Raw genomic sequence first — 18,882 nt, 5'->3', positions numbered from 1 at the left:
GTGACAGGGCGGCAACGCGACAAGTACATCGACTGGCTCCGCGCGATCAGCCTGGTCGTGGTGGTGGTGTGGCACTGGGCGTTCACCATCCTCGAATGGAAGCCGTCCGGCCCCGAACCCACCAGCCCGCTCGGCTTCACCTCGGGCCTGTGGATCCTCACCTGGCTGCTGCAGGTGCTGCCGCTGTTCTTCTACGTCGGCGGCCACGTGCACCTGCTGTCCTGGCACCGGGCCAAGGAGCGCGGCGTCGGCATCGGCGCGTTCGTGCTGCGCCGCATCCGCGCGCTCGCCTTACCCGCGCTGTTTCTGTCCGGGGTGTGGGTCGTCATCGGGGCGATGGTGACGTACACCTTCGAAGTGGACTGGATGTGGCGGGTGGTGCTGCTGGTGCTCAGCCCGCTGTGGTTCCTCGCCGTCTATCTCGTGCTCATCGCGCTGCTGCCGGTCGCGCTGTGGCTGCACCGCCGCTACGACGTGCTCGCGCTGATCTGGCTCGGCGGCGCCGCCCTCGTGGTGGACGTGCTGCGCTTCCGCTACGACCTCGACTGGGTCGGCTGGCTCAACATGATCGTCGTGTGGGGGCTGGCGCACCAGGCGGGCTTCTTCTACGACCGGGTCGTGGAGCTGCCCAGGCGTTACGACGCCGCGCTGCTGTGGACCGGCTTCTTCGCGCTGTTCGGGCTGGTGTACTCCGGCATCTACCCGGGCTCGATGGTGGGCGTGCCGGGCGACAAGTGGTCGAACATGGCGCCGCCCACGTTCGTCATCGTCGCGCTGCTGCTGTTCCAGATCGGGCTGGTCGAGGTGCTGCGCCCCGCCATGGAGCGGGTGCTGGAGCGTCCGCGCTGGCGGCGGCTCAACGAGTTCATCAACCGCTACTCGCTGCCGCTGTTCCTCTTCCACACCACCGGCATGGCCATCTCGCTCGGCCTGTCGTGGTGGCTGTTCGGTACCCTCGGCGACCGGATCCCGCCCGACCTCGTGTGGTGGCTCGAACGCCCGCTCGCCGTCATCGGCCCGCTGATCTGCACCGCCCCCGTCATCTACCTCTTCGGCCGCCGCCGCGCGCCCGTCCGTCAAACGCAGGACAAGGCCGTCGGCGGGTCCATAAGCTCAAGGCATGGCTGAGATCGCCTTCCGGGCCAACGCCGAAGACGAGCGGATCATCCGTACCGCGTTGCGGGAAGGTGAGCGGCCCAGCGACGTGCTGCGCCGCGCGCTGCGCCTGCTGCAGCGCGAGATGTGGCACGACCGCCTCGCCGCCGCGCAGCGGGCCATCGAGGAGGGCCAGCCCGGCGAGCGCTAGTCGCGCGGCTCCTCGTCCTCGGGCTTCTTCGGCACCTTGCAGCAGTGCTCCAGGTAAAGCGCGGCGCAGACGAGCAGTACGCACGACACGAGCGAGCCCGTCGCGATGAAGAACTCACCGCGCGGCGTCTCGCGGTCGAGGAGCTGCACGGTGTGCAGCGCGAAGCCGGCGAAGATGCCGCCGAAGACCGCGCCCGCGTACGCCGACGCCTTGGCCAGCGCCGCGAGGCGGGCCACCGCGAGCGGCTCGACCGGCTTGGTGCCGGGCTTGCGCGCGATCCTGGCCTTGGTGGCCCAGCCGCTGTAGCCCTCGCCGAGCGCCAGCAGCAGCAGCGTGGGGATCGCGGTCCACGGCAGCACCGGCCACCCGCCGTAGTCGCCCATCATGATCGCCGCCCAGGTCGCCAGGGCGACGATGATCAAAATGCCGACGAGGGGACCAGGAGACGTTGGCTTCAATCGGGCCTCTGCAGCTTGAGATCCTCACGCAGGCGCACGCCCCGCCGATCGAGCCCTTCGAGCAGCCCGGCCACCGTGCCCTTGCCGGGCAGCTCCCCCTCGGGGTCGGCGGCCGCCCACGGCACCAGCACGAACGCCCGCTCGTGCGCCCGGGGATGCGGCAGCGTCAGCTCGGGGTCGTCGGAGACGACGTCGCCCACCACGATCAGGTCGATGTCGAGGGTACGCGGGCCCCAGCGCTCAAGGCGCTCGCGGCCGAACGCGTTCTCCACGCTCAGCGCCCGCTCAAGGAGCGTGCGCGGCTCCAGCGTGGTCTCCGCGATGACGATCGCGTTGAGGTACGGCCGCTGCCCGCCTGGGCCGCCCACGGGGTCGGTCTCGTAGACCGGGGACGCCTTGACGAACTCCAGCCCAGGGGCGTCGAACAGGGTGTCCAGCGCCCCCTGGAGGGTCGTGAACCTGCGCCCCAGGTTGCTGCCGAGTGAGAGCACCACCTTCATGCGCGGCTCCGCTCGATGGTCACGATCACGTCGTCGAACGGCAGCGGGATCGGCGCCGCCGGTTTGTGCACGCTCACCTCGACCTTGTGCACCAGCTCGTTGGCCAGGCACACGTCCGCCAGGCGCTGCGCGAGCGTCTCGATCAGCGCGACCGGCTCGCCCTCCACCACCGCGGCCAGCTCCTGCGCGAGCTCCCCGTAGTGAACGGTCTTGGTGAGGTCGTCGCCCGCCGCCGCCGGCGCGGTGTCGAGGTACAGGGTGGCGTCCACGACGAACTCCTGCCCCAAATCACGCTCCGCAGCGAGCACGCCGTGCCTCCCCCTGGCGCGCAGGCCCTTGAGGGTGATGCGGTCAGCGCTCAAGCTCGCCTTCCTCCTCATCGTCGTCGTCGGCCTGCAGCACCGGCGACCCGTGGTGCATCCACAACCGCCAGCCCTGCGGGGTGCGGATGTAGACGTTGCTCGCCACCACCTTGCCCGCGGCGAAGCTCGCCTCGCCCTCCTCTCCCGCGGTCAGGATGTTCTCCACGCAGGTCAGGACGGCCACATCGCCCAGCACGGTGGTGTTGACGTCGGTCAGCACGAACTGGATGTAGGTGGTGTTGGCCATGATCAGGGCCCACGACCGCAGCACCTCGGACCGGCCCGTCAGCAGGGTCCAGCCCGGGTGGACGCAGCTCACCTGGTCGTCGGCGGTGTCCTCGGCCCAGATCTCGGTCATCTTGTCCAGGTCGCCGCTTTCGATGGCGGCGTAGAACTCCTGGTTGACCGTCTCGACGGCGGCGGTGTCGACGCTGCTCATGTGCCTGCTCCGGCTCTCTTCCATGCGGCGGCCACGCGCACGGCATCGGCGTTGGGACCTACCTCGTGCACGCGTACGCACCAGGCTCCGGCCTGGGCGGCCAGCGCGGTCACTGCCAGCGTGGCGTCGTCGCAGCGGCTGAACGGCCTGGGCGTGCCGTCGGGATCGGCCAGCAGGCGCCCCAGGAACCGCTTGCGTGAAGCCCCGATGAGCAGCGGGAAACCCAGCTCGGCCAGGTGCGGGATGCCGGCCAGCAGCGCCCAGTTGTGCTCGGCGTTCTTGGCGAACCCGAGACCCGGGTCGAGCACGATCTGCTCCTCCGTCACGCCCTCGGCCAGCACCAGATCGACCCGCTTGCTCAGCTCTTCGCGCACCTCCGTCACCACGTCGGTGTAGATGGCGCGGCTGTCCATGTCATGGCTGTGGCCACGCCAGTGCATGACCACGTAGGCGACGCCGGTCGCGGCCACCACGCGCGGCATCTCCGGGTCGGCGAGGCCGCCGCTCACGTCGTTGACCAGCCGCGCCCCCGCCTCCACGGCCGCCTTCGCGACCTCGGCGCGCATGGTGTCGACGCTGACCACCACCCCGCCGGCGGCCAGCTCCCGGATCACCGGGACCACCCGGGCCAGCTCCTCCTCCTGCGACACCCTGGCCGCGCCCGGACGGGTGGACTCGCCGCCCACGTCGACGATGTCGGCGCCCTCGCGCACCAGGTCGAAGCCGTGCTGGATGGCGGCGTCAGGGTCGAACCACTTGCCGCCGTCGGAGAAGGAGTCGGGCGTCACGTTGACCACACCCATGACGAGGCACCGCTCCGCACCTCCCGGCACGCTGATGGGCACGCTAGTCATGGGCCAAGCCTAGGCGCTTCTTCGCACCTGCTGACATCGTGGGTACCTCGTTCGCCGCGCGCGAGCAGATCAGCGCCCAAGGATGAGCGCCATGGCCTCGGACCGGGTCTTGTCACTGGTACGGAAGTCGCCGCGCACGGCCGATGTGACGGTCTTGGCGCCCGGCTTGCGCACGCCGCGCATCGTCATGCACAGGTGCTCGCACTCCACGACCACGATGACCCCGCGCGGCTCCAGCACCCGCATGAGCGCGTCGGCGATCTGCGAGGTCATCCGCTCCTGCACCTGCGGCCTGCGGGCGAACACGTCGACCAGCCTGGCCAGCTTCGACAGCCCCGTGACCTGGCCCTTCTCGTTGGGGATGTAGCCGACGTGGGCCAGGCCGTGGAACGGGACGAGGTGGTGCTCGCAGGTCGAGTAGACCTCGATGTCGCGTACGAGCACCATCTCGTCGTGATCGACGTCGAACACCTTGTTGAGCACGTCCTCCGGCGTCTGGCCGAGCCCGGAATACTGCTCGGCCATCGCGCGGGCGACCCTGGCGGGCGTCTCGATCAGGCCGTCGCGGTCGGGGTCCTCGCCGATGGCGTAGAGGATCTCCCGAACGGCCTTCTCGATCCGCCCGAGGTCAACGGCGTGCTGCGTCACGACGTACTGTCCCCCGAGGGCAGCGCGTCCTTCTGACCGCCCGTGGTGAGCGAGCCGTTGGCCGACTGCTCCTTCGGGGTCAGGATGGGCGGCCGGTCGGAGGGCAGCCGCTTGCCGTAGCCGGCGTAGGACGGGCGGTGCTCCTTGACCACCACGGGGGCGAAGATCTCCAGCACCTGCTCACGGGAGAGGGTCTCCTTCTCCATGAGCTCCAGCACCAGGTTGTCGAGCACGTCGCGGTATTCGACCAGGATGTCCCACGCCTGGTCGTGCGCCGTCTCGATCATCCGGCGGACCTCCTCGTCGATCGTGGAGGCGATCTTCTCGGAGTAGTCGCGCTCGTGGCCCATCTCGCGGCCCAGGAACACCTCCGCCTGGCCGGTGCCGAACTTACGGGCGCCGAGCTGCTCGCTCATGCCGTACTCGGTCACCATGCGGCGGGCGACGGCCGTGGCCTTCTCGATGTCGTTGGAGGCGCCGGTGGTGGGCTCGTGGAAGACGAGCTCCTCCGCCGCGCGGCCGCCCAGCAGCATCGCGAGCTGGTCCATCATCTCCGACCTGGTGGCCAGGAACTTGTCCTCCATCGGCAGCGTCATCGTGTAACCGAGCGCCCGGCCGCGGGACAGGATCGTGATCTTGTGCACCGGGTCGGAGTTGGGCAGCGCGTGCGCCACCAGCGCGTGACCGCCCTCGTGGTAGGCGATCATCTTCTTTTCCTTGTCGGACATGACCCGGCTCTTACGCTCGGGCCCTGCCATGACGCGGTCGATCGACTCCTCGAGGACGTCCATCGTGATCAGCTTCTGGTCGGCCCGTGCGGTGAGCAGGGCCGCCTCGTTGATCACGTTGGCCAGGTCGGCGCCGGTGAACCCGGGCGTGCGGCGCGCGATGACGTCGAGGTCGACGTCGGGCGCGAACGGCTTGCCGCGGCCGTGGACCTTGAGGATGCCCTTGCGGCCCTCCAGGTCGGGGCGGTCGACCGTGACCTGCCGGTCGAAACGGCCGGGACGCAGCAGCGCGGGGTCGAGGATGTCGGGCCTGTTGGTCGCGGCGATGAGGATCACGCCGCCCTTGACGTCGAAGCCGTCCATCTCGACGAGGAGCTGGTTGAGCGTCTGCTCGCGCTCGTCGTGACCGCCGCCCAGGCCGGCGCCGCGGTGGCGGCCGACGGCGTCGATCTCGTCGATGAAGATGATCGCGGGGGCGTTGGCCTTCGCCTGCTCGAACAGGTCGCGCACGCGGGAGGCGCCGACACCGACGAACATCTCGACGAAGTCGGAACCCGAGATCGAGTAGAACGGCACCCCGGCCTCACCGGCGACCGCGCGGGCCAGCAGGGTCTTACCGGTGCCGGGCGGGCCGTAGAGCAGCACGCCCTTGGGGATCTTGGCGCCGATCGCCTGGAACTTCGCCGGGGCCTGCAGGAACTCCTTGATCTCCTGCAGCTCCTCGATGGCCTCATCCGCACCCGCGACATCGGCGAACGTGGTCTTGGGGGTGTCTTTCGTGATGAGCTTCGCCTTCGACTTGCCGAAGTTCATCACCCGCGAGCCGCCGCCCTGCATCTGGTTCATGATGAACAGGAAGATCAGCACGATGATGACGATCGGCAGGAAGCTGACCAGCAGGCTCAGCAGGACGTTCTCCTGCGGCACCTCGGTCGTGAAGCTCTTGGTCTTGCCGGCGTCGACCTGGGCCTGCAGCTCGTCGGTCAGCTTGCTGCCGTAGCCGGTGACCCAGTCGGACTGGATGAGGTTGGTCGGAGTGCCGCCCGGCTCAACCGCGACCGGGTTGATGAGCTTCACCTCGATCCGGTTGTCCTTGTCGACGATCTTGGCGTTGCTGACGTTTCCGGCGCGAATCTGCTGAAGAACCAAGGACGTGTCGGCCGACTTGTAATTTCCACCGCCACTCCAGAGCTGGGTGACGAGGAGGAGCAGCACGACGATGCCCAGGATCCACAGCAGTGGCCCACGTGTAAATCGCTTGAGATCCATCCGATGCGGAACCCCTTGCGGGCCCGTCCCTTCCTGACCATGGCCTGGAACCCCGGGCACGCCCGGGGCCGCGGCATCCGACACCGCGACTTCTGACTACCCGAAGGGGACACGGGGTCACCCTCCCGGAGTCTGAAGGTACACCGGCGAAGCGCACGGAGGGACCCCGCCCGCTACACCGGCCTTGCCCTATCAACGTACGTCAGGTTGCGCCATGTTCCCGGCCATTGCCGGAACGGAGGGCCCTATCCGTTATCGATATACGTGCGGAGCGAGGGTGCCGATGAACGGCAGGTTGCGGTATCGCTCCGCGTAGTCGAGCCCATAACCGATGACGAACTCGCTGGGAATGTCGAAGCCGACGTATTTGACGTCGATCGGCACCTTGACCGCGTCGGGTTTCCGCAGCGCGGCGCAGATCTCCAGCGACGCCGGATTGCGCGACTTCAGGTTTTCCAGCAGCCAGTGCAGGGTCAGGCCCGAGTCGATGATGTCCTCGACGATCAGCACATGGCGGTTCATGATGTCAGTGTCAAGGTCTTTCAGCACGCGTACGACGCCGGACGACTTGGTGCCCGCCCCGTACGACGACACCGCCATCCAGTCCATCTGCACCGGCACGTGCAACGCTCTGGCCAGGTCGGCCATGACCATGACCGCGCCCTTGAGCACGCCAACGAGCAGCACTTCCTTGCCCGCGTAATCCTCATCTATGCGGGCCGCGAGTTCTTTGATCTTCGCCTGGAGCTCGTCCTCGGGAATGAGTACCTTTTCCAGGTCATTGCCCATGTCGGCAGCGTCCACCTGTGGTTCCTTACGGGATGGGACTGATGGCGAATATCAGGGTGCCATACCGCCGCACGGCCGACAGACCCCCGGGCAGGTCCACCGCTTTCTGCCCGCGCCAGTGCGTGATGAGCCGGTCCACGGCCAGCACGTGGGTGGCCGAAAGCGCGCCGGACGGCGCTCCCGCCGCGATCGCCGCCCTGCGCACCACCCGCCGCCTGACGGCGTCGGGCAGCTTCTCCAGCTCCGCCACCTCCAGCCGTACCGACCCGCCGATATCGCTAAGAGCGCAATTTCCGTACGCCGTGTCCGCCCACGCGTCGAGCGCGTCCGCGTCCTCCCGGGCCAGCGCGGCCGTCCGCGCGAGCGCCTCCGCCACCCCCGGGCCCAGCTCCTCCTCCAGGACCGGCAGCACCCTCCTGCGGACCCGCACCCTCGTGAACCTGGGATCCTCGTTGTGCGGGTCGTCCCAGGGGGTCAGGCCGAGCGCCTCGCAGGCAGCTCTCGTCGTTTTCCGCGGGATGCCCAGGAACGGGCGGCGGTAGCGTCCCGTCACGGCCGCCATCCCCGACAGGCTGCGCGTACCGCTGCCCCTGGCCAGGCCCAGCAGCACCGTCTCCGCCTGGTCGTCGCGGGTGTGGCCGAGCAGCACCGCCTCCGCCGCCAGCCGGTCGGCCGCCTCCGCCAGCGCCGCGTACCTCGCCTCCCTGGCCGCCGCCTCCGGGCCGCCGTTCGTACCGACCGTCACGGCGATCGCCTCCGCCGGCTCCAGCCCCAGCTTCGCGCCGAGCGCCACCACCTCCGCGGCCCGCTCTCCCGAGCCTTCCTGGAGCTGATGATCAACGGTCACCAGCCCGGCTCTCAGCTTCATGCGCGGCGCCACGAACCCCGTCGCCGCCGCCAGCGCCAGCGAGTCGGCCCCGCCGCTACAGGCCACGAGAACCAGCGCGCCGTGCGGCACATCGGCCAACGCCTCCCGCACGGCCCTGCGAACGTCGGCAACAGCCGGATGCGGACCCACGCCCCCATTCTCCCGCCCCGCGCACGGCGCTCGGATGGGTCAGCCCTGACGGAGCAGAGCGAGCCCAAAGCGTGCGTGCCCGACGGCGACTCAGCTGCCGAAGCCGTCGCCGCTCCAGCCCGAAGGCGTCACCTCGGAAGCCCGCGTACCGCCTCCCCTGTGCGGGTCACCGCCCGCAAGCCGCAGGCGTTTTCCTCCACTGAGGCGGGCGAGCCCCGGGTCAGGCGGGAAGGGCCGGAGTGTCGGTGCCTATCACGCGGTTGATCCAGGCCGTGGGGTCGGCGATCTCCGGGGTGGTCGGAAGGGTTTCGGGGGACGTCCAGACCTTGTTGAAGCCGTCCATCCCCACCCGGTCCACCACAGTACGGACGAAGGCGGAGCCCTCCGCGTACTGCTTCATTTTGACCTCGATCCCCAGCAGCCGCCGGACCGTGCGGTCGAGGCGGGAGCCGCCCTCGCGGCGCTGCGCGAACTTCGAGCGGATCTCGGCCACCGACGGCACCACGGACGGCCCGACCGCGTCCATGACGTAGTCGCCGTGCCCCTCCACGAGGGTCATCACGGCCGTGAGCCGGTCGAGGATCTCCTTCTGCCCCGGCGACTGGATGGCGTCGATGAGGTTGCCCTCGCCGCCGCGTACGACGTCGGCCACGGTGTCGGCGGCGTTGCGGAGGCGTTCGAGCAGCGTGGGCAGGTCGAGGTCGGAGGCGAGCAGGAACTCCGTCATCTGCGAGCGCACGTATTCGCGCAACCAGGGCACGCCGGTGAACTGCACGCGGTGGGTCTCTTCGTGCAGGCACACCCACAGGCGGAAGTCGTGGGGGTTGACGCCCATCTCGCGCTCGGCGTGGACGATGTTGGGCGCGACGAGCGTGAGCCGCCCCGCGGGCTCCTGCCCGGTGGGGTCGGGCGGCAGGAACAGCTCGTACTGCCCGAGCACGCGGGAGGCGAGGAAGGCGAGGACCGCCCCGACCTCGACGCCCGTGATGCGGGAGCCGACGGCGCTGACGATGGCCGGCGGCTGGTTCTCGGAGTTGCCCATGCGCTGGGTCAGCGGCTCGAGCACCACACGGAAGCCTTCGACGTTGGCCCTGATCCAGCCGGGCCGGTCGACGATGGTCGCCGGTCGTGGCGCGGTCTCCGTGTGGATCTTGGTGAACTGCCGGACGTGGCCTTCGGCCTCGCGCGACAGGGTGCGGAGCTCGGTGACGGCCTGCCTGGCCTCCTCCCGGCTCACTTGAGGGCCGGGGCGCACGAGGCGCGTGCCGGTCGTGACGGCCAGATCCCAGTCGATCACCTGCATAACGTCCACGGTACGTGTTTCTCGTCCGCCCCGCGAAGGACCGGCTCAGGAACGTGCGACGATGGCCGCCAGCCGGTCGAGCACGGGCTCGGCGTTGACCGGCACCTGGTCGGCCATGAAGGCGTAGGTGACCAGCCGCCCGTCCTTGGTGGTGGCGAGCCCGGCCAGGGTGTTGACGTGGTTGAGCGTGCCGGTCTTGGCGCGTACGAGCCCGACCTGGTCCTTGCTGCGGCTGTCGACGAAGCGCCGGCCGTTGCCGAGCGTGCCGGAGAAGCCGGCGATGGGCATGCCGGTGGTGACGGCGCGCAGCTCGGGGTGCTGGGCGAGCCGGCCAGGGCGATGGCCTTGGCGAGGGCGTTGGGGCTGATGCGGTTGCGGATGGACAGGCCGCTGCCGTCGGAGAGCGAGACGTTCTGGGCGATCCCGAGGCGCTGGAGCACGGCGAGCACGGCCTTGGCGCCGCCGGCGAACGACGCCTCCTGGCCCTCCTTGATGGCGACGTGCCGCATGAGGGCCTCTGCGAGGTCGTTGTCGCTGCGGGTGAGCGTGTGCTCGACGAGCGCGTAGAGGGGCGCGGAGTCGACGCGGCCCAGCTCGGCGGCGCCCGCGGGGGCTTTCGCCGGGCGTACGGACTTGGCGACCGAGATGCCGTGCCTGGCGAGGAGCCCGCGGAAGGCGTCGGCGGCGTACTGGGGCGGGTTCTGTACCCGGGGGGCGCGCATGCCCGGGTTCTGGCGGCCCTCGTCGATCATGAGGGCGTGTACGGGGGCGACCTCGCCGTCGGGGATGTAGTTGGGCTTCCAGCCGGGCGCCTTGGGGGTGCCGGTGAACAGGGTGCTGTCGTAGAAGAGCGTGACCTTGCGCACACCCTGCGCCTTGAGCGTGGCGGCGGTACGGGCGGCGAGGGTGTTCAGGCTGGCCTGCTTGGGGTAGCCGGATTGCTTGGCGCGGGGACCGGCAAGCAGGGGGTCGCCGCCGCCGACCAGGACGATGGCGCCGGGCTTCGACCCCTGGACGACGCGGGTGGACAGCCGGGCGTCGGGCCCGAGTGAGGCCAGGGCCGCCGTAGTGGTGATGACCTTGGTGGTGGACGCGGGGGTGATGGGAGTGTCGGCGCCGGAGGCGAAAAGCTGCTCGCCCGTGGCGGTGTCGATGACGGCCGCACCCACGCGTTCGCCGAGCGCATCGTCACCCAGCGCGCTGGCCAACTGCTTCGTCAAAGTACCCTTAGTCGGGAGAGGTCCGTCTCCTGACTTCGCCGAAAGCTGGGCCAGCACAGGCCCCGCGGTGACCACGGGGACGGGTGGAGAGCCTTCCGCCGGCGACGCCGTCGGATCGGTCGAAGCGGACCCGCTCGTCAGCGCGCTCAGGTTGAAGTCGGTCGCTATCGCGTAGACGCCGATGACGATCGTCAGGACCTGGAGCACGGCGAGGGTGGTCAGCATCACCAACCGGTCACGCCGCGCCACGTCGCCTGCCCTCTCTCCTGTGTTCGCTTACGAGACATTAACGCCCAGCCGGGGGTGCCCGGGGGCCTGAGCGGAGGAACCGCGGTGGAGTTCGACGTTGTCGTTGAGATTCCCAAGGGACAACGGAACAAGTACGAAGTGGACCACGAGACCGGCAAGATCAGGCTTGACCGGCTGCTGTTCACCTCCACGCAGTACCCCGCCGACTACGGCTTCATCGAGAACACCCTCGGCGAGGACGGCGACCCGCTCGACGCGCTGGTGCTGCTCCAGGAGCCGACGTTCCCGGGGTGCTACATCACGTGCCGGGCGGTGGGGATGTTCCGGATGACCGACGAGAAGGGCGGTGACGACAAGGTGCTGTGCGTGCCGTCCACCGACCCCCGCATGCATCACATCCAGGACATCCACCACGTCTCGGAGTTCGACCGGCTGGAGATCCAGCACTTCTTCGAGGTCTATAAGGACCTGGAGCCGGGCAAGTCGGTCGAAGGCGCCAACTGGGTGGGCCGCATCGAGGCCGAGGCCGAGATCGAGCGCTCGTTCCGCCGGGCCAAGGAGCAAGGCCACCACTGACCCTCATCAGCGGGGCCTGGTGGCGCCCACCAGGTCCCCGCGCCAGATCGAGGCCACCCGCACGACGTCGCCGGTCTGCGGCGCGTGCACCATCTGGCCGCGGCCGACGTAGATGCCGACGTGGTGGATGGTCGAGGGGTCGCCGCTGACGTGGGCGAAGAACAGCAGGTCGCCGCGGCGCAGCTGGTCGAGCGGCACGTGCGGGCCCGAGGTCCACTGGGTGCCCGTCCAGTGGTCGAGCCGCACGCCCGCCTTCTCCCAGGCCCGCATCGTCAGCCCCGAGCAGTCATAGGTGTCGGGGCCCGCGGCGGCCCACACGTACGGTTTGCCGAGCTGGGTGAGCGCCCAGTTCGCGGCCACGTCCCCCAGCCTCGAACCACCTCTGACGAGCCCTGACAGCGCCGCGTTCCGCCGCCTGGCCAGCAGCCGGGCGCGGGCGCGGGCGGCGTTCACCTTGCGCTGCAGGGTCGTCTTGCGGGCCATCAGCTCTTTGGTCTCGCGCCGTTGCCGCGCCACCGCCTTCTCGGCGGCGATCTTCGCTTTCCGTACGCTCTCCGCCGCCGCCAGCCGCTCGGCGTGGGCGCGGGCGGCCTGCGTCCTGAGGATCGTGGCCACCTCCTGGGCGTCGCGCAGCCGCCGCATGACGGCCGCCTGCTCCTCCTCCAGGTAGCCGAGGACGCTCGCCCGGTGCAGGAACCCCTCCGTGCCGCCCCGGTCGGCCAGCATGGCCATGTACGGCTTGACCGTCCCCAGACCGCCGTAGCTCTCGGCGGCGAGCAGCGCGACGTCCTGGCGGGCCCGCTCCACCTCCGCGTCAGCGGCCGCCAGCCGGGCCGTGGCCTGCTGGTGCGCCTGCTCGGCCCGGTGCAGCCGGACCATCTCCCCGTTGTACGCCTCCACCAGGCGCTCCACCTCCGCCGCCAGCCGGTCCAGCCGCGACTGGGCGGTGACCAGGGCCGCCGTGGTCTTGCTGAGCTGGTGTGAGCGGTGGCGTACGAGCTGGCGGGCCTTCTTGACGTCCCGGGCGGACGGCCCTCTGGGTTCGGCCACGGCCGGCGGGCACGGCGGACAGGTGGCGAGCAGGCAGGCAACGAGGAGCCCGGCCCGGAATGCGCGCATAGGTCCCCCTGAAACCGTTGGTTACTCTATGCGCACGATTCCCCTGGGTTAACACACGTAACGTGACTCTACCGAGCCTCACCTGCCCCTTTCCGAACCACTGGCCAAACGGTGATCTGCCGGCGCGGGCCCGGGGTCGGCGAGAGGGGTCAAGCCGCCCCCGGACGCGCCGGCCGAGCTTCTTCGTGAGAGTGCGGACCTGCGGACGGCACGGGGCCGGCGTCGGCAGCGAAAGGGGTGGGCAGGCGAACCGCCACTCGGCCGCGCGCGACCGAGGTCCTTCGCGAAGGCGCGGGTCGTACGGGGCTGAGGTCCTTCGCGCGAAGGCGCGGGTCGTACGGAGCTGAGGTCGGAGAGGAGCGAACGGGCTCAGGCCGGTCGGGGAAACGCCAAGCGCCGAGCGACGCCCCGGGAGGCGACTGCGAAGCCTTCGAGGGGCGAGGCCGCACGGGCGGCGGGTGCACAGGCGCAGGCGCAGGGTCAGCTGCGGTTATCCGGTGTGGCGGTGATGGCCGGGGCCTCGGTGGGGGTGGTCGGAGGGGGTGTGGGGGTTTGCGTGGGCGTCTCCGTGACGGTCGCTGTGGGAGTCGGGGTGGGAGTACGGGTGTGAGGTGGCCATGGGTGAGGGCGGGGTGGGTGCTTGGTGTGCGGGCGTTCGGTGTGGGGGTGCTGCGTGTGGGGGTGCTGCGTGTGGGGGTGCTTTGTCCGGGGGTGCTGCGTGTGGGGGTGTCTCGTCGGCTGGTTCTGCGAAGGCTGCGTGGACGGAGAGCCCGCGGGTGGGGTGAGGTGGGTCGGTGGCTGGGGCGGGAGCGTTACGGGAGGTGAGGCGGGGCTGGTCGGCTGTGGGACCGGATGCTCCGACGGCGGTGCGGGCTCGCCATGGGGGGATGACGGCACCGGGTGCGTGGTCGGGGTGGTGGTCATCGGAACGGCGGGGGGCGGTTGGATGGGCGAGCCGGTGACGCCGAGGGGGTGCGTGGCGGTGCCGTCGAGGATGGGCATGACGGCCAGCGGTACGTCCTCGGGGTCGGCCTGCCAGGGCAGGCGGATGCCGGGCGGCTCGCCGGTGGCGGGGAAGGCGGCCGTGGCGACGCCGGTCACGCCGCCGTTCTCGCGTCCGATGTGCTGGAAGATGACCGCTATCGCCACCACGGTCGCGACCGACGCCAGCGCGCCCGCCACCGCCTGAGGCCACCGCCGAACGTGGTGCGCGGCGGGAAGGGGAAACCCGGCGGCGCCGAGCACGGCGGTGCGGCGGGCGACGTAGCGGCGGTAGGGCAGCAGTTCGGGGTCGGCGAAGCAGCTCATCACCCGAACGCGCAATGTCTCGGGCAGCGCGGGCTCGGGCAGCAGCTCGTAGACCTTGGCGACGGAGACCTCGCGGCCCCGGTGCGGCGAGCAGACCTCGCAGCGCGGCAGGTGGCGGACCAGGTGCTCGCGCATTTCGGCGGTCAGTTCGCCGGAGAAGCCGGACAGGATGCGGGCCCGGCGGGGGCAGTCGTAGGGCCCCTTCCTCGCCAGCACCTCGGCGGTGATCGCGTCGCCCAGGCTCTCGCGGGCCCGCTCGTGCAGCAGCTCGACCTGGCGTATGGGCAGCGAGAGCACCTGCGCGAGCTCGGGCCCGGGCAGCCGATGGCGGTGGACGAGCTCCAGCACCTCGCGTTCGGGCGCGGGCAGGCCGCGTACGGCGTGCCACGCCATGACGCGCAGGTCGGCGTCGGCGGGGTCGTCGAGCTGCGGCGCCTCGGCGAGGCTCTCGCCGGCGTCGGGCGATTCGGCGGCCCTGCGGCGCAGGCACTCGGCCCTGGCCAGCGCGAGCAGCCAGGTACGGAGCCTGTCGGGGTCGGCCAGGGCGCCGGCGTGCGCCTCGGCGGCGATCAGCGTGTCGCGGAGAGCCACCTGAGCGCTCTCGGCGCTCAGCAGCAGGGACCAGCAGTAGCGGTAGACGCTCTCCGCGTACGCGTCGTAGAGCGCGGCGATCGCCCCTGGATCGCGGGCGCGGAGTGCTTCCACCAGGACGCGGTCAGTCATGTGACCGAAGGTAATGGATCCGTAACTAGTAGTTCCACCACTTCCGGGCTTATCGCCGGTTCTTGTCGGAGAGCGGGCGGAATCCCGTACGGAAATTTCCCGCTGTAAGCCATTTCCGCCCGAAATTTGCGGAAATCACTGCTTGAGTTCGGACACGACCGCAGTGCTCCTGTCCACCGCGAACGGCTCGGTCGTCGGCTTGACGGTGTGCATCGGCCGCGCCCCGGCCAGCGCCAGCTCCTCGTACGGACGCCCGGTGGACCCCCAGGTCCTGGCGGTGACCTCGGTCGTGGCGACCTTGGCGTTCTTGGGCAGCCCGAGCACCGACAGCACGAAACGCGGCGGGCTGCCCGGTTTCACGTCGTCCACGAACGTGTCACCGCCGCCGAGCAGCTTGCCGGATTTGTCGCGCAACATCGCGGTCACCACCAGGCTGCTCACCGGCATTTGATATGGATTATCGACATATCCGGTAATGAGGTAAGAGCCGTCTTTTTGCGGCAATGTCTGCACCCGGCTGATCGGGAAGCGCTGGAACGCCGAAGGAATCCGCGCCGCCTGCCGCCACTGCGCCGGGCGGTACTGGATCGTCACCTTCGCCGGCTTCACCGAGGTGGGCGCCTGCCCGGTGAACGCCAGCGAGCCGCCCGGCGGCACCGCGTCGAGCGGCTGGTCCAGCTTCAGCACCTCGGCGCCCTTGGCGTCGTGGCCGACGATGGTGGCCACCACGTGCTCGCCGAAGTGCCACGGGTTGGCGTTGGTCAGCACGCCCGCCCAGTTGACGGCGTAGCCGTCGGCGGACTTGACGATGTTCGAGACCTGCTCTTTGAGCGCGAGCGGCTTGAGCTGCGGCTTGACGGTACGTTCCTCGCTCGCGCACCCGGCGAGGCAGATCGCCCCGAGTGCGAGGAGGCTGACGGTTCGGCTACGCGGGATCACTTTGCCGTGATAACCCGGTCATGGGCACGCCCGTCACCGGACACGCGCCAGCCGTACCAACTCTTTGCCGCCCCCTGGTCCAGCGCGGTCAGCGCGGGCGCACCACCCTGGTCTCGTCCCAGACCGGCTCGGGCGACTCGTAGACCGTGCCGTCGGAGCCGAAGACGAGGTAGCGGTCGAAGTCGGCGGCGAACCAGCGGTCGTGGGTGACCGCGAGCACCGTGCCCTCGAACGCGTCGAGTCCCGCCTGCAGCGCCTCGGCGCTGGCCAGGTCGAGATTGTCGGTCGGCTCGTCGAGCAGCAGCAGCGTGGCGCCCGACAGCTCCAGGAGCAGGATCTGCAGCCGGGCCTGCTGGCCGCCCGACAGCGTCTCGAAGCGCTGCTCGGCGACGCGGCCTGCCAGCTCGTAGCGGGCCAGCGCCTTCATCGCCTCGTTCTTGAGCTTGCCGTGCTCGGTCATGACGATCTCGACCGGCGTACGGCCGAGCAGGTCAGGACGGGCGTGGGTCTGGGCGAAGTGGCCGGGCACCACGCGCGCGCCCAGCCTGGCCACGCCCTTGTGCGCGACCGGCTCGCCGGCCAGCAGGCGCAGGAAGTGGGACTTGCCGGAGCCGTTGGAGCCGAGCACGGCGACCCGCTCGGAGTACCAGACCTCCAGGTCGAACGGGCGCATCAGGCCGGTCAGCTCGAGCTGCTCGCAGATCACCGCGCGCTTGCCGGTACGCCCGCCGCGCAGCCGCATCGAGATGCGCTGCTCGCTCGGCGCGACCTCGGGCGGCCCCGCCTCCTCGAACTTGCGCAGCCTGGTCTGGGCGGCGTGGTACGCGGGCGCCATGCCGTCGTTGTAGCGCGCCTTGTTCTTGAGCATGTTGACCAGGGCCTTGAGCTTGGCGTGCTCTTCGTCCCAGCGCCTGCGCAGCTCGTCGAGGCGCTCGTTGCGGGCCTTGCGCGCCTCGGCGTACGTGGCGAAGCCGCCGCCGTGGATCCAGATGTTGCCCGACTCGACGGTGATGATGCGCTCGGCCGCGTTGGCGAGGAGCTGCCGGTCGTGGCTGACCAGCAGGACGGTCTTGGGCGTCTCCTTGAGCTGCCGCTCCAGCCACTCCTTGCCGGGCACGTCGAGGTAGTTGTCGGGCTCGTCGAGCAGCAGGGTCTGGTCGGGGCCGCGCAGCAGCGCCTCCAGGACCAGGCGCTTTTGCTCGCCGCCCGACAGCGTGGCCACGTCGCGGTATTTGACCCGCTCGTACGGCAGGCCGAGCGCGGCGACCGTGCAGGTGTCCCAGAGCACCTCGATGTCGTAGCCGCCCGCGTCGGTGTAGTCGCCGATGGCCTGGGCGTAGCGGAGCTGGGTCTTCTCGTCGTCGCGCTCCATCATGGCCAGCTCGGCCTCGTCGAGCCGCTCCGCCGCCTCCCGCACGGCCGGCGGCGCGACGCCGAGCAGCAGGTCGCGTACGGTGCTGCCGTCGCGCACGCTGCCGATGAACTGCCGCATCACGCCCAGGCCACCGGAGCTCGCCACGCCGCCCTCGACCGGCTGCAGGTCGCCGGCGATGAGGCGCATGAGCGTGGTCTTGCCGGCGCCGTTGGGGCCGACGAGCGCCGCCTTGACGCCCTCGCCGATGCGGAAGGAGACGTCGTTGAGCAGCGGCCGCCCGTCCGGCAGCACGTACGTCAGATGCGCTACTTCCACGTGACCCACCCGGGCAGGGTAGCGGCCGGGCAGCCAGGCGGTCATTCGGTTTTCCGGCCCGCAAACCCGCATGAAACCGCAAGAGCAGGCCGCCCGAAGACCTCACTTCACCCCTGGACACCAAGTGATCTAATGACTAGAACTGTAGGGAGCTCCCCTCCCCCTAGGACCGGTCATGACGCGATTCCGCTCAGCCCTCGCCCCCCTCGCCATCGCGTTGCTCGGCTTCACCGCCGTACCCCAGCCCGCCTGGGCCGCCCCGCCGAAACCCGTACCCACCGCACAGCAGCAGGCCCCCGCACAGACCGCGAAGGCGAGCGCCGCCTGCGCGCCCACGGTCGCGGGCGCCACCCCCAACCTCCGCCTGACCAGCCTGTTCACCAAGTACGGCAACGACAACAACCGCCTGGACGACTGGACGGGCGCCGACGGCACCTACTCGCTGAAGCTGCCCGGCGGCCGCGAGCTGTGGATCTTCTCCGACACGTTCCTCGGCAAGGTCAACCCGGACGGCACCCGGCCGCCGGTGGTCGAGGAGGGCGGCACGACCGTGTTCCTCAACAACACGTTCGCCGTCGAGCGCGACGGCCGCCTGTCCACCATCCACGGCGGCACGCCGGACGCGCCCAAGGCCGTGATGCCGCCGCGCGACGAGGACCACTGGTACTGGGCCGGCGACGCGACGCTGGCCGGCGGCGTCGTGGAGGTCACCTACCAGGAGTACGAGCGCTTCGGCCCCGGCGCCTGGGACTGGCGCTGGCACCGCAACGTGGTCGCGCGCTTCTCCCCTGGGCGGCTCGATCGCCCGCTGAGCGTGCACGACCTGCCCAGCGGCAACGGCGTGTCCTGGGCGTCGGGCATCCTCAGGGACGGCGGCTACACCTACGTCTACGGGGTCGAGGACCACGGCTCGCCTAAGTACATGCACATCGCCAGGGTCAAGGGGAACAGCCTGCTCGGGCCGTGGGAGTACCGCACGGCCGACGGCGGCTGGTCGCCCGACGAGGCCGACTCCGCGCGGATCATGGAGGGTGTGGCGAACGAGTACAGCGTCAGCAAGGTCGGATCGGGATATGTCCTGATCACGCATGACACGACCGAGCCGCTCAACCCCACCATCGTCGCGTACTCCGCCTGCTCCCCCGCCGGTCCCTTCACCGGCAAGCAGCACGTCTACACGACCCCCGAGACCGGCGGGAACATCTTCACCTACAACGCCCACGCCCACCCGGAGATCGACGGGCCAGGGCTCGTGGTGTCGTACAACGTCAACAGCTTCGTCAACACCGACCACTACGACGACGTCTCCATCTACCGCCCCCGATTCCTGGATGTGACGTTCACGTGAGGCGCAACTGGGCGGCCCGCCTGCGACAGGGCACGA

The 18,882-nt window shown here is 70.1% G+C and carries 19 protein-coding genes and 1 pseudogene; 4 read left to right on the top strand and 16 right to left on the bottom strand.

Annotation, left to right across the window (positions count from 1 at the left end; all coding sequences use genetic code 11):
* Nucleotides 1-1,128, top strand: coding sequence for an acyltransferase (locus WBK31_RS37200; protein WP_406673922.1), 1,128 nt, complete (start codon nt 1-3; stop codon nt 1,126-1,128).
* Complete coding sequence (locus WBK31_RS37195) at nt 1,121-1,306, top strand: hypothetical protein (RefSeq protein ID WP_364064025.1); 186 nt, start codon at nt 1,121-1,123, stop codon at nt 1,304-1,306. The genes WBK31_RS37200 and WBK31_RS37195 overlap by 8 nt, the downstream gene beginning before the upstream one ends.
* On the opposite strand, the gene WBK31_RS37190 is transcribed toward WBK31_RS37195, so the two are convergent.
* The 12 genes and pseudogenes from WBK31_RS37190 to WBK31_RS37135 all read right to left on the bottom strand — a co-directional run.
* Complete coding sequence (locus tag WBK31_RS37190) at nt 1,303-1,728, bottom strand: DUF3180 domain-containing protein (protein WP_406673921.1); 426 nt, start codon at nt 1,726-1,728, stop codon at nt 1,303-1,305. The two genes, WBK31_RS37195 and WBK31_RS37190, sit on opposite strands and share 4 nt — an antisense overlap.
* Nucleotides 1,729-1,760: 32 nt before the next feature.
* The gene (folK, locus tag WBK31_RS37185) at nt 1,761-2,264 is read right to left on the bottom strand and encodes a 2-amino-4-hydroxy-6-hydroxymethyldihydropteridine diphosphokinase (RefSeq protein WP_364064031.1); all 504 of its coding nucleotides are present in this window, start codon (nt 2,262-2,264) and stop codon (nt 1,761-1,763) included.
* A complete protein-coding gene (gene folB / locus WBK31_RS37180) occupies nt 2,261-2,626 on the bottom strand; it encodes a dihydroneopterin aldolase (RefSeq protein WP_364064034.1) in 366 nt (121 codons plus the stop codon). The genes folK and folB overlap by 4 nt, the downstream gene beginning before the upstream one ends.
* A complete protein-coding gene (locus tag WBK31_RS37175) occupies nt 2,616-3,065 on the bottom strand; it encodes a nuclear transport factor 2 family protein (RefSeq protein ID WP_364064036.1) in 450 nt (149 codons plus the stop codon). Before WBK31_RS37175 ends, folB begins: the two co-directional genes overlap by 11 nt.
* On the bottom strand, nt 3,062-3,868 hold the full coding sequence (gene folP, locus WBK31_RS37170; protein WP_378790154.1) for a dihydropteroate synthase: 807 nt from the start codon (nt 3,866-3,868) through the stop codon (nt 3,062-3,064). The genes WBK31_RS37175 and folP overlap by 4 nt, the downstream gene beginning before the upstream one ends.
* Nucleotides 3,869-3,988: 120 nt before the next feature.
* On the bottom strand, nt 3,989-4,567 hold the full coding sequence (folE, locus tag WBK31_RS37165; RefSeq protein WP_364064041.1) for a GTP cyclohydrolase I FolE: 579 nt from the start codon (nt 4,565-4,567) through the stop codon (nt 3,989-3,991).
* On the bottom strand, nt 4,564-6,564 hold the full coding sequence (gene ftsH, locus WBK31_RS37160; protein WP_364064043.1) for an ATP-dependent zinc metalloprotease FtsH: 2,001 nt from the start codon (nt 6,562-6,564) through the stop codon (nt 4,564-4,566). The genes folE and ftsH overlap by 4 nt, the downstream gene beginning before the upstream one ends.
* Nucleotides 6,565-6,816: 252 nt before the next feature.
* On the bottom strand, nt 6,817-7,368 hold the full coding sequence (gene hpt, locus WBK31_RS37155; protein ID WP_364064046.1) for a hypoxanthine phosphoribosyltransferase: 552 nt from the start codon (nt 7,366-7,368) through the stop codon (nt 6,817-6,819).
* Between the two features lie 10 nt (nt 7,369-7,378).
* Nucleotides 7,379-8,371 (bottom strand): tRNA lysidine(34) synthetase TilS, encoded by a 993-nt coding sequence (gene tilS / locus WBK31_RS37150; protein ID WP_378785738.1) that lies wholly within the window; start codon nt 8,369-8,371, stop codon nt 7,379-7,381.
* A gap of 220 nt (nt 8,372-8,591) precedes the next feature.
* Nucleotides 8,592-9,674, bottom strand: a complete 1,083-nt coding sequence (locus WBK31_RS37145; RefSeq protein WP_364064050.1) for a zinc-dependent metalloprotease — start codon at nt 9,672-9,674, stop codon at nt 8,592-8,594.
* 45 nt (nt 9,675-9,719) lie between these two features.
* Nucleotides 9,720-9,962, bottom strand: a complete 243-nt coding sequence (locus WBK31_RS37140) for a D-alanyl-D-alanine carboxypeptidase (RefSeq protein WP_406675559.1) — start codon at nt 9,960-9,962, stop codon at nt 9,720-9,722.
* A gap of 104 nt (nt 9,963-10,066) precedes the next feature.
* Nucleotides 10,067-11,119 (bottom strand): annotated as a pseudogene (locus tag WBK31_RS37135) (D-alanyl-D-alanine carboxypeptidase/D-alanyl-D-alanine-endopeptidase); the annotation flags it as partial.
* 108 nt (nt 11,120-11,227) lie between these two features.
* On the opposite strand from WBK31_RS37135, the gene WBK31_RS37130 reads away from it, so the two are divergent.
* Nucleotides 11,228-11,719, top strand: coding sequence for an inorganic diphosphatase (locus tag WBK31_RS37130; RefSeq protein ID WP_364064056.1), 492 nt, complete (start codon nt 11,228-11,230; stop codon nt 11,717-11,719).
* Between the two features lie 6 nt (nt 11,720-11,725).
* Here WBK31_RS37130 and WBK31_RS37125 read toward each other — a convergent pair whose 3' ends face one another.
* The 4 genes from WBK31_RS37125 to WBK31_RS37110 all read right to left on the bottom strand — a co-directional run bounded on the left by WBK31_RS37125 (nt 11,726) and on the right by WBK31_RS37110 (nt 17,507).
* Nucleotides 11,726-12,769: a C40 family peptidase gene (locus WBK31_RS37125; protein ID WP_364064059.1), complete on the bottom strand. Its 1,044-nt coding sequence runs from the start codon at nt 12,767-12,769 to the stop codon at nt 11,726-11,728.
* 549 nt (nt 12,770-13,318) lie between these two features.
* Nucleotides 13,319-14,869, bottom strand: coding sequence for an RNA polymerase sigma factor (locus WBK31_RS37120; protein WP_406673920.1), 1,551 nt, complete (start codon nt 14,867-14,869; stop codon nt 13,319-13,321).
* A 135-nt stretch (nt 14,870-15,004) separates the two neighbouring features.
* Nucleotides 15,005-15,808: a hypothetical protein gene (locus tag WBK31_RS37115; RefSeq protein ID WP_406673919.1), complete on the bottom strand. Its 804-nt coding sequence runs from the start codon at nt 15,806-15,808 to the stop codon at nt 15,005-15,007.
* Between the two features lie 88 nt (nt 15,809-15,896).
* Nucleotides 15,897-17,507, bottom strand: a complete 1,611-nt coding sequence (locus WBK31_RS37110; RefSeq protein ID WP_378785740.1) for an ABC-F family ATP-binding cassette domain-containing protein — start codon at nt 17,505-17,507, stop codon at nt 15,897-15,899.
* A gap of 166 nt (nt 17,508-17,673) precedes the next feature.
* Between WBK31_RS37110 and WBK31_RS37105 the strand changes: the two genes are divergently transcribed.
* Complete coding sequence (locus WBK31_RS37105; protein ID WP_406673918.1) at nt 17,674-18,846, top strand: DUF4185 domain-containing protein; 1,173 nt, start codon at nt 17,674-17,676, stop codon at nt 18,844-18,846.
* The last annotated feature ends 36 nt before the right edge of the window (nt 18,847-18,882 follow it).

Origin of the sequence: Nonomuraea sp. N2-4H, from assembly GCF_045291505.1 — a bacterium.
Classification (GTDB): Bacteria; Actinomycetota; Actinomycetes; order Streptosporangiales; family Streptosporangiaceae; genus Nonomuraea; species Nonomuraea fastidiosa.
The sequence above is the reverse complement of the archived record's forward strand: the minus strand, read 5'-3'. Positions and strand labels throughout refer to the sequence as shown.